The 13357-nt window shown below is 40.5% G+C and carries 14 protein-coding genes; 10 read left to right on the top strand and 4 right to left on the bottom strand.

Going from position 1 to position 13357, the window contains the following annotated elements; genetic code table 11:
• The first annotated feature begins 57 nt into the window (after positions 1–57).
• Complete coding sequence (locus OA91_RS18775; RefSeq protein ID WP_063336868.1) at positions 58–519, top strand: Lrp/AsnC family transcriptional regulator; 462 nt, start codon at positions 58–60, stop codon at positions 517–519.
• A 105-nt stretch (positions 520–624) separates the two neighbouring features.
• Here the strand turns inward: OA91_RS18775 and OA91_RS18770 are convergent, their stop codons facing one another.
• On the bottom strand, positions 625–1521 hold the full coding sequence (locus tag OA91_RS18770; protein ID WP_046018630.1) for a DMT family transporter: 897 nt from the start codon (positions 1519–1521) through the stop codon (positions 625–627).
• 284 nt (positions 1522–1805) lie between these two features.
• Here OA91_RS18770 and OA91_RS18765 point away from each other — a divergent pair, with 284 nt between their 5' ends.
• Positions 1806–2432, top strand: a complete 627-nt coding sequence (locus OA91_RS18765) for a LysE family translocator (RefSeq protein ID WP_063336869.1) — start codon at positions 1806–1808, stop codon at positions 2430–2432.
• A gap of 210 nt (positions 2433–2642) precedes the next feature.
• Positions 2643–3401: a DUF1223 domain-containing protein gene (locus OA91_RS18760; RefSeq protein ID WP_063336870.1), complete on the top strand. Its 759-nt coding sequence runs from the start codon at positions 2643–2645 to the stop codon at positions 3399–3401.
• Positions 3402–3499: 98 nt separating this feature from the next.
• On the opposite strand, the gene luxS is transcribed toward OA91_RS18760, so the two are convergent.
• Together luxS and yjeH are read right to left on the bottom strand one after the other, a co-directional pair.
• The gene (gene luxS / locus OA91_RS18755) at positions 3500–4012 is read right to left on the bottom strand and encodes an S-ribosylhomocysteine lyase (protein ID WP_063336871.1); all 513 of its coding nucleotides are present in this window, start codon (positions 4010–4012) and stop codon (positions 3500–3502) included.
• A 162-nt stretch (positions 4013–4174) separates the two neighbouring features.
• The gene (gene yjeH / locus OA91_RS18750; RefSeq protein WP_063336872.1) at positions 4175–5431 is read right to left on the bottom strand and encodes an L-methionine/branched-chain amino acid transporter; all 1257 of its coding nucleotides are present in this window, start codon (positions 5429–5431) and stop codon (positions 4175–4177) included.
• Between the two features lie 195 nt (positions 5432–5626).
• Here yjeH and OA91_RS18745 point away from each other — a divergent pair, with 195 nt between their 5' ends.
• On the top strand, positions 5627–6055 hold the full coding sequence (locus tag OA91_RS18745) for an Lrp/AsnC family transcriptional regulator (protein ID WP_063336873.1): 429 nt from the start codon (positions 5627–5629) through the stop codon (positions 6053–6055).
• A gap of 123 nt (positions 6056–6178) precedes the next feature.
• Here the strand turns inward: OA91_RS18745 and argC are convergent, their stop codons facing one another.
• Positions 6179–7210: an N-acetyl-gamma-glutamyl-phosphate reductase gene (gene argC, locus OA91_RS18740; protein WP_063336874.1), complete on the bottom strand. Its 1032-nt coding sequence runs from the start codon at positions 7208–7210 to the stop codon at positions 6179–6181.
• Positions 7211–7351: 141 nt separating this feature from the next.
• Between argC and OA91_RS18735 the strand changes: the two genes are divergently transcribed.
• The 6 genes from OA91_RS18735 to OA91_RS18710 all read left to right on the top strand — a co-directional run bounded on the left by OA91_RS18735 (position 7352) and on the right by OA91_RS18710 (position 13218).
• The gene (locus OA91_RS18735) at positions 7352–8683 is read left to right on the top strand and encodes a chloride channel protein (RefSeq protein WP_231870408.1); all 1332 of its coding nucleotides are present in this window, start codon (positions 7352–7354) and stop codon (positions 8681–8683) included.
• Positions 8684–8861: 178 nt separating this feature from the next.
• Positions 8862–9284 (top strand): protoporphyrinogen oxidase HemJ, encoded by a 423-nt coding sequence (hemJ, locus tag OA91_RS18730; RefSeq protein WP_063336875.1) that lies wholly within the window; start codon positions 8862–8864, stop codon positions 9282–9284.
• A 37-nt stretch (positions 9285–9321) separates the two neighbouring features.
• Entirely contained in the window at positions 9322–10602 is a 1281-nt protein-coding gene (gene hemL / locus OA91_RS18725) for a glutamate-1-semialdehyde 2,1-aminomutase (protein WP_063336876.1), read from the top strand.
• A gap of 28 nt (positions 10603–10630) precedes the next feature.
• Positions 10631–11416 carry a CDP-diacylglycerol--serine O-phosphatidyltransferase gene (gene pssA, locus OA91_RS18720; protein WP_063336877.1) on the top strand — a complete coding sequence of 262 codons (786 nt, stop codon included), beginning with the start codon at positions 10631–10633 and terminating at the stop codon, positions 11414–11416.
• Positions 11417–11575: 159 nt separating this feature from the next.
• Positions 11576–12568 (top strand): protein-methionine-sulfoxide reductase catalytic subunit MsrP, encoded by a 993-nt coding sequence (gene msrP / locus OA91_RS18715; protein ID WP_063336878.1) that lies wholly within the window; start codon positions 11576–11578, stop codon positions 12566–12568.
• A gap of 32 nt (positions 12569–12600) precedes the next feature.
• Positions 12601–13218 (top strand): sulfite oxidase heme-binding subunit YedZ, encoded by a 618-nt coding sequence (locus OA91_RS18710; protein WP_063336879.1) that lies wholly within the window; start codon positions 12601–12603, stop codon positions 13216–13218.
• Positions 13219–13357: the final 139 nt, after the last annotated feature.

The following is a 13357-nucleotide window of genomic DNA, read 5'->3' as shown; positions in this document are numbered from 1 at the left end:
ATATCATTTATTGCAACATATCTAATGACAAAGGTTTGCCTCATAGGTTTATCAAAAATGGACAAAATTAATCAAAAGCTGATTTTTGCTTTAACTGAAAATGCCAGAATGTCATTTTCAGAATTAGGGAAAAGAGTTCACTTATCCGCGCCTGCGGTGGCTGAACGTATTCGAAAATTAGAGGAGTCTGGAGTAATTACAGGTTACCGACCAACACTCAATTTAGAGAAAATGGGGATTCCCATTACAGCCTTGATTGGCTGTGAAGTGCATCATGCCAAAGAGAAAGAGTTTAAAGTCTTGGTCAGTACTCTGAATGAAGTAATTGAAAGTCAGAACCTAACAGGGCCTTATGCTTTTATTCTTAAGGTGGGCGTCGCCTCTATGTCTGCTTTAGATGATTTATTAAATCGATTAATTGATTTAAGTGATACTCATACCATGATGATACTCTCGACTCCTATAAAAAGAGAGCTGCCAAGGCAACTGAACCTTTTTAATAACGAGTTAGAAGGCTGAGACTAATAAATTATTGGATAAAAAAAGGCCCAGTAGTTTGAACTGGGCCAAAAGGGTAATGCTTAACGCATGGGAATCATTAACTTGGGTTGAATACTAAACTGACTAAGTTGAAGCCGTTGTTTCTGCATTGACTCTTTCTTTTTCTTTACCTTCCTTAGTCGGCCATTGGCTAATCAACATACCGATAAGAATCAAACCACAGCCAACATAGGCATCAAAACTCAAAACTTCATCCATAAATAACCATCCGGCAATGACTGCAAAGACAGCTTCGGTTGATAAGATAAGGGCACTTGCACTCGGTGATACTTTTTTCTGCCCAAGTATTTGTAATGTACAAGCAATACCTGACGCGGCTATCCCTGCATAGGCAATTGGCACCCAAGCTAGATAGAAGTTTTCAAGTTTCGGCGTTTCCCAAATAAAGGCGGCAGCAATAGCCAAAACGGCGGCTACACAAAATTGAGTAATTGCAAAAGGAATTGCGGGTATACGCTTCGATAAATAACCTATCACCAATACATGGGATGCCCAGAAAAAGGAGCCTGCTAGTTCAAGTGCGTCACCATAATTAATCGTTAGATTAGGGCCTATGGTTAGGCTATATAAGCCAACAATAGCGAAGGTGATGCCAATCCAAGTATTACGTGCGGTTTTTTGTCCAAAGGCCATGCCTATGATTGGGACAAGAACGATATAGACGCTGGTGATAAATCCAGCATTACCTGCTGTGGTGTAAAGCAAACCCGTTTGCTGGAAAGTGAAGCCAGTAAACATAAATATCCCGCCAACTATTCCGCCTAATACAAGTGTACGAACTTGATAGCTTTGCTTGCTCGGGAAAATAAACAATAAAGGAATCAATGATATAGCAGCTAGAATAAAACGAGCAGCATTAAAACTATGTGGCTCAAGTGAGTTCATGCCTGCACTTTGTGCAACAAATCCCACTCCCCAAATAATCGCGGTTAACCATAACATGATGTGTGCAATGCTCATAAATCCTCACTCTTTAACGTGCCCTTTGCTTATCTGATATTGAGCAAAGGTTTTGATGTCTTAACTTGTGGAGAAGTTTGCGCCAGAGGAAAGTTTTTCACCAGACGATTACCAATCATTTAACGGCTTAAAACTTTAAAAAACAGCGTAAATTTGCAAGCAAACTTTCGATTCAAAAGTTTGATTAATTTCTTGTGGCTAGGAAGTATTTAATTGATAATTGCTTGAAAATTAACCACTCATAATTCGTTTTAATTTATGTTGAAAACTCAGTAGGAAACAGCATGGCATTTGTTGACTGGCTAACGATAGCGCCAATATTTCTTTTGTTATCTCTAGGACCTGGTCCTAATAACTTTATGGCTATGTCTAATGGTATTAATCAGGGCCCCGTGGCAGCTTTGGTTGGCACTATTGGCCGAAATTTTGCCTTTGCTATTTTGATGCTGGTTTCTGCTCTAGGTCTGGGTGCTGTTATTGTTTCATCTAGTCTTTTGTTCAACATAGTGAAGTGGGCGGGTGTTTGCTACCTACTTTATATGGGTATTAAAACTTGGCGTAATGCTGCTCAAGGGGTTGATTCAGGTGAAGTTACTCATACTAGAAAAGTGCCTTATTCAGGATTAATTCGTCAGGAGTTTATTGTTGCTATTAGCAACCCGAAAGCCATTCTGATATTTACGGCGGTTTTTCCTCAAATGTTAAATCTTGATAAACCCGTTATGATTCAGTTCTTTATCATGGGCTTTACTTTTATTGTGACTGAATTTATCGGCTCATATATTTATGCGATAGCAGGTAACCAAATTAAGCGTTTCATCAAAAGCTCAAAGGGTGCCATACGTTTAAACCGTTCTATGGGAGCAGTGTTTGTGGCTGCGAGTGCAGTACTTGCCAGCGCCTCACGTTAAATTCTACGAATCATGATTTAAAATTCGCGACTCGCATAAAAAATTATGTGAGCCGCTCCTCTCTTTACTCTTCTGTTTCAAACTTTTTGTTTTATTTGCCATAACTTGAATTCATCAACAAGTGAACTAAATTAGATTTTCTACCTCATATTAGCTATATCGCATATTTCTATCAGCGTAGGCTTGTGCTGTTAGGGTGCACTTATCCATATGAAAAGGCATGATGATATGAGGCTCTTTTATACAATTCCGTTTTTATTTGGTTTACTTTCAGCTCAAACCGCACATTCACAAGTGTTTGTAACAGATTCAAACGCGCCAACCGTGGTAGAACTTTTTACTTCTGAAGGATGTAGTTCTTGTCCTCCTGCAGATCGCTTTTTATCTAGTCTTGCGACTGAAGAAGACCCTTTCGAAAAAGCATTTCCTCTTGCTTACCATGTGGACTATTGGAATTACATTGGTTGGGAAGATCGTTTTTCCCGTCCTGAATATAGTAGTAGACAAAGAAGACATGTAAGAGAGGGGAATACAAGCCAAGTTTATACCCCAGGTTTTGTAGTGAATAATAAAGAATGGCGAGAATGGTTTAGAGGAGAACGAGATATACCTCAAAATCACGGTGATGCAGGACAGTTATCGGCTAAATTAACTCAAGGTTTTTTAGAAGCTGAATATTCAGGGCACCCTGATATTGATGGGCCTTATCTGCTTAATGTTGCGTATTTAGGTATGGGGATTACAACTCAGGTCAAAGCGGGCGAGAACAGAAATAGGCGACTTAATCATGACTATGTTGTATTAGATAATTTTAGTCTTATCAGTCAAGGTAAGCGTTGGCAGATTAAGCTAGATAAACCACCTGTGTTAGGGCAAGAGAAAACAGGAATCGCAATTTGGGTTAGTTCTACAAAATCACAGGATGTTTTACAAGCAGATGCTGCTTTACTAGAAGAGGATGCTTTCTAATTAAGGATTAAAGCTAGGCTTGCCTTTATGGGATTCAGAGACAAATAAAATATAAAAGCCCTGTTTATAATCAGGGCTTTTATAGGCTAATTTAGCAATTAGCTATGTTCAGCAAGGAACTCTTCACTTAAGTAAAGTTCTTGGTTGCTGTTTACAGCCACGTCACGCTCAAGAATCATTTTTGCAATATCCTGCGCTTCTTTAAGTGAGTGCATTTCAAAAGTGCCGCACTGATACTCATTTAACTCAGGGATATCTTCTTTTGCAGCAACATTTACAACATCTTCCATCGCCGCTTTCCAAGAGTTCGCCACTTTTTCTTCTGTTGGTTCGCCAATTAAGCTCATGTAAAAACCAGTACGACAACCCATAGGTGAAATATCAATAATCTCAACAGAGTTACCGTTTAGGTGATCACGCATAAAACCAGCAAATAAATGCTCTAATGTATGTATGCCTGTTTCAGATAATATTTCTTTATTAGGAATGCAAAATCTTAAATCAAAAACGGTAATTGTGTCGCCGCTAGGTGTCGCCATGGATTTTGCTACGCGAACTGCAGGGGCATGCATGCGAGTGTGGTCGACGCGAAAGCTGTCTAATAAAGGCATGAGAATTCTCCTAAAATCGAAATTAGCCATTCTTCAATGAAAACTGAATGGCATGCTAAAAAGATTAATTTTCTGGATTATACAGAAAATTAATCTTAGCGCTCAGTAATCTTAGACTTAAATTTTGAGCTTAGCAGGCTCAATTACTTAAATTAATGGTTTTTAAGCAATTGCAGTTTTATTAGCTTTCAAGAGTGAGAAAAGATAGGCAGAACCAAGCATCACAAAGGCGAATAGCATGCTTTCACCAATTTGTAAGGCAATAAAGGTGCAAGCCATCAATGCCGGTATTGCAAGATATCTTACTTTGCCTTTTAGAAGGTGCCATGCCGCTAAAGACGCCAATGTATAAACGGTTAGGAATGAGCCATTTGTCATTTCAATGAGCCACTCCATTTTTAGATTGAAGGTTTCTCCTAAAATGAGTGAACCTGCACAGACAAGGTTAACAATAATGATGGCATTGCCAGGAGAACCGAAGCGGTTAAGTTTGCCTAAATAAGCAGGTAATGCTTTGTTCTCTGACATGGCTTGTACCATACGGCCAAAGCCAAGTAGATAGATACTGACATTCGCAAAGGAGATGACAAAGGCGCCAAAGGATACCCAGCGACTGGCACTCTCACCGGCGATACTTGAAACTAAAACCGCAATAGATTGATTGTTAGTTTGTTCGTCACCATAGCTTGCGTAGGCAAAAATAAGGAAAACGACGGTTAGGTAACAAACAATCACAACACTAATGCCGACAATCATAGCAATAGGGAAATCCCTAGCAGGGTTTTTAAACTCACCACCCAAGTGGGCCATTACTTCAATACCAAGAAAGCACCAAAAAACCACACTGATAGCGCTAAAGGTTTGTTGCCATTGAGTGTCCGTTACTGGCGCTTGAGTGAGCTGGACTGCATTTAGAATATCTCCTCTTATGGCAAGCCATACAATAGCCACAAGCATAAGAACAACTATGGCGGTTTGTGTTTTGGCTGAGGTTTGAATACCAGCAAGGCCAAAGCCTAAAAATAAGATAAAGATCAGAATATAGAGGTAAATAAACATGCTTTGATCAAAACCTAAGAAGGCAGCGAGGTAATTAGCTGTGATCTTTATCGCAACCGCAGGGCCAACGATTAAAATAGATAAGAACAACCAACCCACCGCATCTTGTAAAGGTTTACTAAAAGCCTGACCAATATAATGTGATGCGCCACCTGCATGGGGAAGTCTTGCTCCTAGCAAAGCAAAAATAATGGCAATTGGCATAATGATGAGCGCTGTAAAAATCCAGCTGTAAGCGGTTTGTTCGTGAGCTATGTTGACAGATAATGCGGGGAGTACCATCAGACCTGTGCCAACAAACGTCGTCACTGTCATGGCAATGCCTTGTAATGGACCTATCCCTTTGGTGTTTGTGCTCATGTTTCTTCTCTTTAATGTCAATCGCAAAAATTGTGGGTGAATTCAAAATAAATTGATGTGTGATTCAATTGAGACAGGATAGAATGATTTGATTAAGTATACAGCTAGCAAAATAGGTTATTTCGCCGTTAAAGTGACGGTAATGCCGTCAAACTGCTTAGCTCCAAGAAAATGCGATGGCAACAAGGATTATGAGTGAAGTTAGACAGTTTTGACCAAAAAATTCTTTCTCTCTTGGTAGAAGACGCCAGATTATCTATTTCGGATATTGCTCGTCAGGTGAGTCTGTCTCGTTCGGCTGTGACGGATAGAATTAAGCGTTTAGAAGAAAGCCAAACCATCACGGGTTATCATGCCAAGCTTAATCAAGATGCTGCAACACAAGTCGCAGCCTATTTCTCTGTTACCTTTAGCCCCTTATGCTGTGAAGTGATTGCAGGTTTGATGCAAGATATTCCAGAAATTAAGCAGGCCCATAGTATTAGTGGTGATGTCGATCTGATTGTTTTTGCTGAAGCTGCAAATATGACGCGCTTGAGTGAGATTCGTGAAATGATGGATGCTTGGCCAAATGTCCAACGAATTGTTACTCATACAGTGTTGGTTGACCGGCTCCAACGCTAACACTAAGAATAGTGTGCAATGACAAGATTATAAAAATGCCCGTATCGCTTTTGCTATACGGGCATTTTTCAATCCAATCCTTAAAGATGGATTCGATCAAGTGCTGACTTAATTGCAAGCTCCCTAGGGAATCATGCCTAAAGCAGTCAATCCAGCATTTTCATCTAGGCCTAACATGATGTTCATGTTTTGGATCGCCTGACCAGATGCCCCTTTAACAAGGTTATCAATAACTGAAAGCACGACTACCTTGTTTCCACCTTGTGGGCGATAAACCGCAATACGACAAAAGTTAGCACCTTTAGTACTACGTGTTTCTGGTAAGCTGCCTTCAGGCATCACATCAACAAAGAATTCATCTTGATATCTTTCTTCAAATAGTTTTTGAAGGTCAATGTCTGTATCGAGTAATGTGGCATACATGGTTGAATGAATACCACGAATCATAGGCAGTAAGTGTGGGACAAATGTTAAACCCACTTGCTTATCTGTATAAGCTTGAAGACCTTGCTTGATTTCAGGTAAATGTCTGTGACCAGCAACCCCATAAGCTTTAAAGTTTTCGCCCGCTTCGCAAAGCAGTGTGCCAACATTCGCACCACGACCAGCACCACTTACTGCTGATTTTGCATCGGCAATAAGATCACTTGGGTCAATAACACCTGCTTCAAGCAGAGGAATTAAGCCAAGTTGTGTCGCAGTAGGGTAGCAGCCAGGGTTAGCAACTAAACGAGCCCCTTTGATTGCTTCACGGTTTATTTCAGGTAAACCGTAAACAGCTTCAGCAACATAGTCAGGTGTTCTATGTTCCATGCCATACCATTTAGACCATTCCACTGTATCTTTAATTCTAAAGTCAGCCCCAAGATCTACAACTTTAACGCCTTTCTCTAGTAATGCAGGTACTTGGTCCATGGCAACACCATGAGGAGTGGCAAAAAAGACAAGATCGCACTCAGCTAATTCGTCTACACTAGGAGTGGTGAATTTAAGGTCATAATGTCCTCGTAGGCTTGGGTAAATATCAGCAACTAGTTTGCCTTCTTCACTTCGAGAGGTGATGGCTTTCACCTCAACCTCTGGGTGATTTGCTAAAAGTCTTAATAATTCTGCACCGGTATAACCTGTGCCGCCTACTATGCCGATTTTATACACTGTTGAGTCCCGTTATCTTAATACTTGATTGAAACGCGTTAACACATTTGCGCCTGTGTTGATTTACTGGTTGAATAGTGCCCGATTTTTACAAATCTTAAAAGTAAGGAGAGCCAACTGTACCGCTTTAAATTAAAAGATTTGCTGCAACAGCGACTTAATTCTTCTGACGCTCTGCTTTTACTCTCTTCTGTAGGGGTTATTGTAGGGATAGCCTGTGCCTTATCTATGGTGCTATTGCATTGGCTTTTAGATCTACCCGCCCATCTTTTTATGGGAGGAGATAATGAAGGCTTCGAAGATTTACCATTATTATTGCGTGTACTCTTTCCTTTAGTCTCTTGCTTTTTATTAATTCTGATTATGTTTTATTTGCCTAAAAAATGGCAGAAAGTGGGTGTGCCTTATGTCATTGAGCGACTCAATTACCATAAAGGCCATTTACCTATTATGAATGGGGTTATTCAGTTTATAACCGCGGGCATTGGTTTGATGGGAGGCTTATCTATCGGTAAAGAAGGGCCCGCTGTTCATATCGGGGCCACCTTTGGTAGCCGTATTGCGTTACGTTTGGGTTTATCTCAAAGTCATATTGAAGTACTGGTTGCCTGTGGTATTGCCGGTGCAATTTCAGCAGCATTTCAAACGCCTTTAGCAGGTGTTCTTTTTGCGCTTGAGGTCATTTTTTTAGAATACCGAATAGCCATTATTCTCCCTGTCATTTTATCCTCCGTCTTTTCAATGGCAGTCAGTCATGCACTTCTAGGGCCGATTACTCTTTTTAGTTTCGATCGTGTTGCTGTTTTAGTGATTAATACAGAGAGTATTACTGCCTTGGCTGCTCTATCTTTGGTAGTTGCTCTATTGGCTGGTTTGTTTTTTAGAACGCAGCAACTGCTTTGGAAAGTCAATCATTGGTCGCTAGTTTGGCGTTTTTCACTCGTGGGCGTGGCTACTGCATTATGTGCAGCTTTCATTCCTGAGGTACTGGGTGCCGGTTATGACTCAGTTGAAAAACTCTTGGCTGGTGGATCGCTAACAAATGTCTTGCTGTTAGTTTTGCTGACCAAAGTTTTATTGACCGCCTTCTCAATCGGTTTAGGAATTCCTGGTGGCATGATAGGGCCAACTTTTGTTATGGGTGGATTGGCTGGAATTCAGGTGGCTGTTTGGGCTTTTTCTGGTGAAGCAAGCCTTGAGTTAATTTCATTGTTTGCCTTGCTTGGCATGGCAGCCATGATGTCAACCAGCTTCCAAGCGCCTTTAACAGGGCTTATTGCGATAGTAGAAATGACTCATACTCCAGAAATTCTACTGCCAGCCATGTTAGTCATTGCATCATCATGTGTGATAACAAGAGTCGCGTTTAAGCAAGATTCGATTTTTATAGAAAGGCTTACTAGCTTAGGCCTGCATTCTAAGGCAAGGGTGAGAGTTGACCATAATGGTGATGTGAAAAGCACAAAAGAATAAGTTAGTGATTTATCCCACTTTAGGTTGTATTTTCTGGAGTAATACCGAAAAAATAAATATGCTAGAATGCCTGCCGTTTATTTTGCTTGAACCTCTGTTACTGCTTTGACGGCGGTAACGCCCAAGTTCAACTTGTTACAAGATTGCTAAAATTGAATTTTATATAGGAATTCGAATTATGTTATGGGTTAAAGCGTTTCATTTAGTTGCTATGGTTTCTTGGTTTGCAGGGTTGTTTTATTTACCGCGTATTTTTGTGTATCACGCTGATGCTAAAGATACGATTAGTAATGAAAGATTTAAAGTAATGGGGCGCAAGCTGTATCGTGGCATTATGACTCCAGCGGCTGTGGTCACCATCGCCTTGGGTATTTGGTTAGTTAGTTTTAGCCCAGAGTATTATATGAAATCAGGCTGGTTTCACGCCAAATTGACTTTAGTGTTTGTTTTACTAGGTTATCACCATGCTTGTGGCCGTTTATTGAAGAAGTTTGCCAATGACGCGAATACACGTAGTCATGTTTTCTTTCGTTGGTTCAACGAATTGCCAGTTGTTATTCTGATTGCCATAGCCATCTTGGTAATCGTTAAACCTTTCTAATTTTCCTTTTTTGTTTTTAAAGTTTGAGTATAGAGTTATGAGCCGATCTGAAGATTTGTATCAAAGAGCCCAAAAGCGTATCCCTGGTGGTGTAAACTCACCAGTTCGAGCCTTTAATGGTGTCGGTGGAACACCTGTTTTTTTCCAAAAAGGGCAGGGCGCATATGTTTATGATGAAGATGATCAAAGATACGTTGATTATGTAGGTTCCTGGGGGCCAATGATTATTGGTCATTCTCACCCTGATGTTTTAGATGCGATTCGTGAGCAAATGGATTTAGGTTTAAGTTTTGGTGCACCAACTGAAATCGAAATCGATATGGCAGAGAAAGTGTGCGAACTAGTACCTTCTATGGACATGGTTCGTATGGTTAGCTCTGGTACAGAAGCAACCATGAGCGCGATTCGTCTAGCGCGTGGTTTTACTAAACGCGATAAAATTGTGAAATTCGAAGGCTGTTACCATGGTCATTCTGACTCTTTATTGGTAAAAGCTGGTTCTGGTGCATTAACGCTTGGTATTCCAAACTCTCCTGGTGTTCCCGCAGACCTTGCTCAACACACAGTAACACTACAATACAATGATATTGAAAGTGTAAAACAATGCTTTGCAGAAATTGGTGACCAAGTTGCTTGCATCATTGTTGAGCCTGTCGCTGGTAACATGAACTGTATTCCCCCGATTGAAGGTTTCTTAGAAACCTTACGCGAAGTATGTGATGAATCTGGTGCTGTACTGATTTTTGATGAAGTAATGACGGGTTTCCGTGTTGCCTTGGGTGGCGCGCAAGAAAAATTCAATATCAAACCTGACCTTACAACCCTAGGTAAAGTGATTGGTGCAGGCATGCCAGTGGGTGCATTTGGTGGTCGTCGCGATATTATGGAGCATATCGCTCCACTCGGTGCGGTTTATCAAGCGGGTACACTTTCTGGTAACCCTATTGCCATGACGGCGGGTTTAACTGCCCTTAACCTAATTAGTGAGCCTGGCTTTCATGAGACGCTAACTGCAAAATCTGAAAAATTGATGCAGGGTTTAAAAGCTGCTGCGGATGAGGCTGGTGTACCCTTTCATTCAGTGAGTGTTGGTGGCATGTTTGGTTTCTTCTTTACTGATGCAGACCGCATTACTTCATTTGCAGAAATGCAGGCTTGTGATGCAGAGAAATTTAAAAAGTTTTTCCACTTGATGCTACAAGAAGGGGTGTATTTTGCTCCAGCGGCATTTGAAGCTGGCTTTATTTCTCAAGCTCATACTGATGAAGATATTGAGTTTACAATTGCTGCTGCCAAAAAAGCCTTTGCGCAACTATAAGAATATTCATAATTAACAGAGAGAGTGCATGAGCAAAGTGACTGAAATGCCCCTTGAGAAGAAAAACGATAAACCAGAGTCGAATGGCATTGAAAGCGAAAAAACAGAAATAAAGCCACCTCATAAAGGGGTGTACTTATTACCTAATCTGTTTACTACCTCTGCATTATTTGCAGGCTTTTATGCCATTATCGCAGCAATGAATGGCGACTTTACTCATGCTGCTGTGGCGATTTTTGTTGCCATGATTCTTGATGGACTTGATGGTCGTGTTGCTCGTATGACGGGAACTCAAAGTGCTTTTGGTGCTGAATACGACTCTCTCTCTGATATGGTCTCTTTTGGTGTTGCCCCTGCTTTGATCTCTTTTACTTGGGTATTAGCTCCTCTTGGTAAACTAGGTTGGGTCGCTGCATTTATTTATGCCGTTGGTGCTGCATTAAGATTAGCCCGGTTTAATACCATGCTGGGGGTTGAGGAAAAGCGTTATTTTACTGGTTTGCCGAGTCCTGCTGCAGCAGCAATCATTGCTGGTGTTATCTGGGCGGCTAATAGCCAAGGTATAGCAGCTGAAAGCCTTGTTTATTTGATGCTCCTGCTTGTTCCAGCTGTTGGTTTATTAATGGTGAGCAATATTAAGTATCGCAGTTTCAAAGACTTAGATATGAAAGGTAAGGTGTCTTTTATTAAGTTGGTGGCTGTAGTCTTTGTTCTTGTGCTTGTCGCTATGGAGCCATCTTTAATTTTGGCAAGTGCCTTTCTACTTTATGGCGCTTCGGGCGTGATTGGTTCAATTATGCGTCGCTTTGCTTAAACCTATTTAAACTTTGAAAAGCCTGCTATATGCAGGCTTTTTTTGGCTTTGATATTTATGAGCAAGGTAAGCTAGGGGGTAAAGTGTCAATAAAATGTAAAGAAAATTGAACCCATAAGAAAAACACAGGTCAACACATAGAGATTATGAGGAATGACCATGTTGATAAAAATTAAGAAAGCATCCGACGTTAGTGAGCATCAAGTTACAGATCAAGCTGTTTATTTAAATCGCCGTCAATTTATGCGTAATTCAGCATTATCAATTGCTGCGTTATCTGGCACATCAAATGTATTGGCAGGCTTACAAGAAGGTAACTTGATTACGCCTCCCACCTCTTTAGCGCCATACTTTAATAACATTAAAGAAACCAGCTTTGGTGCTGGGGAAAAGGTAGCACCTTTTGATGTTGCAACTACCTATAATAACTTCTACGAATTTGGCTATGGTAAAGGTGATCCAGCAAAACGAGCTGAAAACTTTAAGCCTGATCCTTGGAATATCACAGTCGAGGGTGAAGCCGATATCGTCGGTACTTTTGCACTTGAAGATATTATTAAAGAGCATCAACTAGAAGAACGTATTTATAGACTGCGTTGTGTTGAAGCTTGGTCCATGGTGATTCCTTGGGTAGGAATTTCGCTTGGTGATGTGCTTAAAAAGTTCAAGCCCAACTCAAAAGCTAAATATGTTTACTTCGAAACCTTATATGACCCTTCCCAGTTCCCAGGGCAAAATGGCGGCAATATAAAATGGCCGTATAGAGAAGGTTTACGCATAGATGAAGCTATGAATGATTTGGCGTTTTTAAGTGTTGGTATGTATGGCAGTGTGCTCCCTAATCAAAATGGTGCACCAATTCGTTTAGTTGTGCCATGGAAGTATGGTTTCAAAAGTATTAAATCAATTGTCAAAATACGTTTTGTTGAAACTATGCCTGAAACCACATGGAACCTGCTTGCACCACAAGAGTACGGTTTTTATGCCAATGTGAATCCTGGCGTTGATCATCCAAGATGGACACAGAAACAAGAAAGACGTTTACCGGGAGGATTACTTTTCCCTAACGTTATCGATACGCAAATGTTCAATGGTTACCAAGAAGAAGTTGCTGACCTGTATAGAGGCATGAGCCTAGTTAAGAACTATTAATTAATATTGGTCAAAAGAAAGAGGTAAGGCTTATGTGGGACAGAAAAGAGAAACCATACGTATTAGTGGTGTTTTGTGCTCCATTTATTTGGTTAGTGTATTCGCTTTTAAGTGGGCGCTACTTTCCAGACCCTGCCGAACCTTTTATGACCTTAAGTGGTATTTGGGCAAGTGTCTTTATTTGCATGAGCCTGAGTGTTACGCCTTTAACTAAAAAGTTCAAAAGCTTAAGAATGATAAATCGATACCGTCGCTTTATCGGTTTAGCCGCTTTTTGGTATGCTTTAGTTCACCTACTCGCTTATTTAGTTCTGCATGCTGGCTTTAATTTAAGTTGGATTCAAGAAGACTTATTAAAGCGTCCATATATCTATATTGGTGTACTGGCGTTTGTGATACTAGCGGCATTAGCGATTACCAGTCCTAAAGCTATGGTGAGAAAACTAGGTAAACGCTGGAAACCATTACATAAGATGGTTTACATAGCGGCATTAGCGACCTTGGCTCACTTATGGTGGCAGATTAAAGCAGACTCAGAGATAGCTATTTGGTTTACGCCATTTTTAGTGATTCCATTGCTTCTTCGCATAGATTTTAAAAAAATGAAAATTAATGCAAAAAACACTTGCACTAAATCTACCAGTCATTAATATACGCCCTCGCTGACACGGGGTAGCAAACAAGACTACACCGACAAGTTACCAAGTAACTCACTATCTTACACAGATAAGTCAGACGCTCTTTAAAATAGTTAATCAGATAATTTGTGTGGGCACTCGCTAGAGACTT

Origin of the sequence: Marinomonas sp. SBI8L (assembly GCF_001624705.1) — a bacterium.
Classification (GTDB): domain Bacteria; phylum Pseudomonadota; class Gammaproteobacteria; order Pseudomonadales; family Marinomonadaceae; genus Marinomonas.
Note: the sequence above shows the minus strand (reverse complement) of the source record. Positions and strands in the feature narration are given on the sequence as shown.

Coding starts and splice junctions, on each gene's coding strand:
- OA91_RS18775 (WP_063336868.1), top strand. CDS start 58: ATGGACAAAATTAATCAAAAGCTGATTTTTGCTTTAACTGAAAATGCC.
- OA91_RS18770 (WP_046018630.1), bottom strand. CDS start 1,521: ATGAGCATTGCACACATCATGTTATGGTTAACCGCGATTATTTGGGGA.
- OA91_RS18765 (WP_063336869.1), top strand. CDS start 1,806: ATGGCATTTGTTGACTGGCTAACGATAGCGCCAATATTTCTTTTGTTA.
- OA91_RS18760 (WP_063336870.1), top strand. CDS start 2,643: ATGAAAAGGCATGATGATATGAGGCTCTTTTATACAATTCCGTTTTTA.
- luxS (WP_063336871.1), bottom strand. CDS start 4,012: ATGCCTTTATTAGACAGCTTTCGCGTCGACCACACTCGCATGCATGCC.
- yjeH (WP_063336872.1), bottom strand. CDS start 5,431: ATGAGCACAAACACCAAAGGGATAGGTCCATTACAAGGCATTGCCATG.
- hemJ (WP_063336875.1), top strand. CDS start 8,862: ATGTTATGGGTTAAAGCGTTTCATTTAGTTGCTATGGTTTCTTGGTTT.
- hemL (WP_063336876.1), top strand. CDS start 9,322: ATGAGCCGATCTGAAGATTTGTATCAAAGAGCCCAAAAGCGTATCCCT.
- pssA (WP_063336877.1), top strand. CDS start 10,631: ATGAGCAAAGTGACTGAAATGCCCCTTGAGAAGAAAAACGATAAACCA.
- msrP (WP_063336878.1), top strand. CDS start 11,576: ATGTTGATAAAAATTAAGAAAGCATCCGACGTTAGTGAGCATCAAGTT.
- OA91_RS18710 (WP_063336879.1), top strand. CDS start 12,601: ATGTGGGACAGAAAAGAGAAACCATACGTATTAGTGGTGTTTTGTGCT.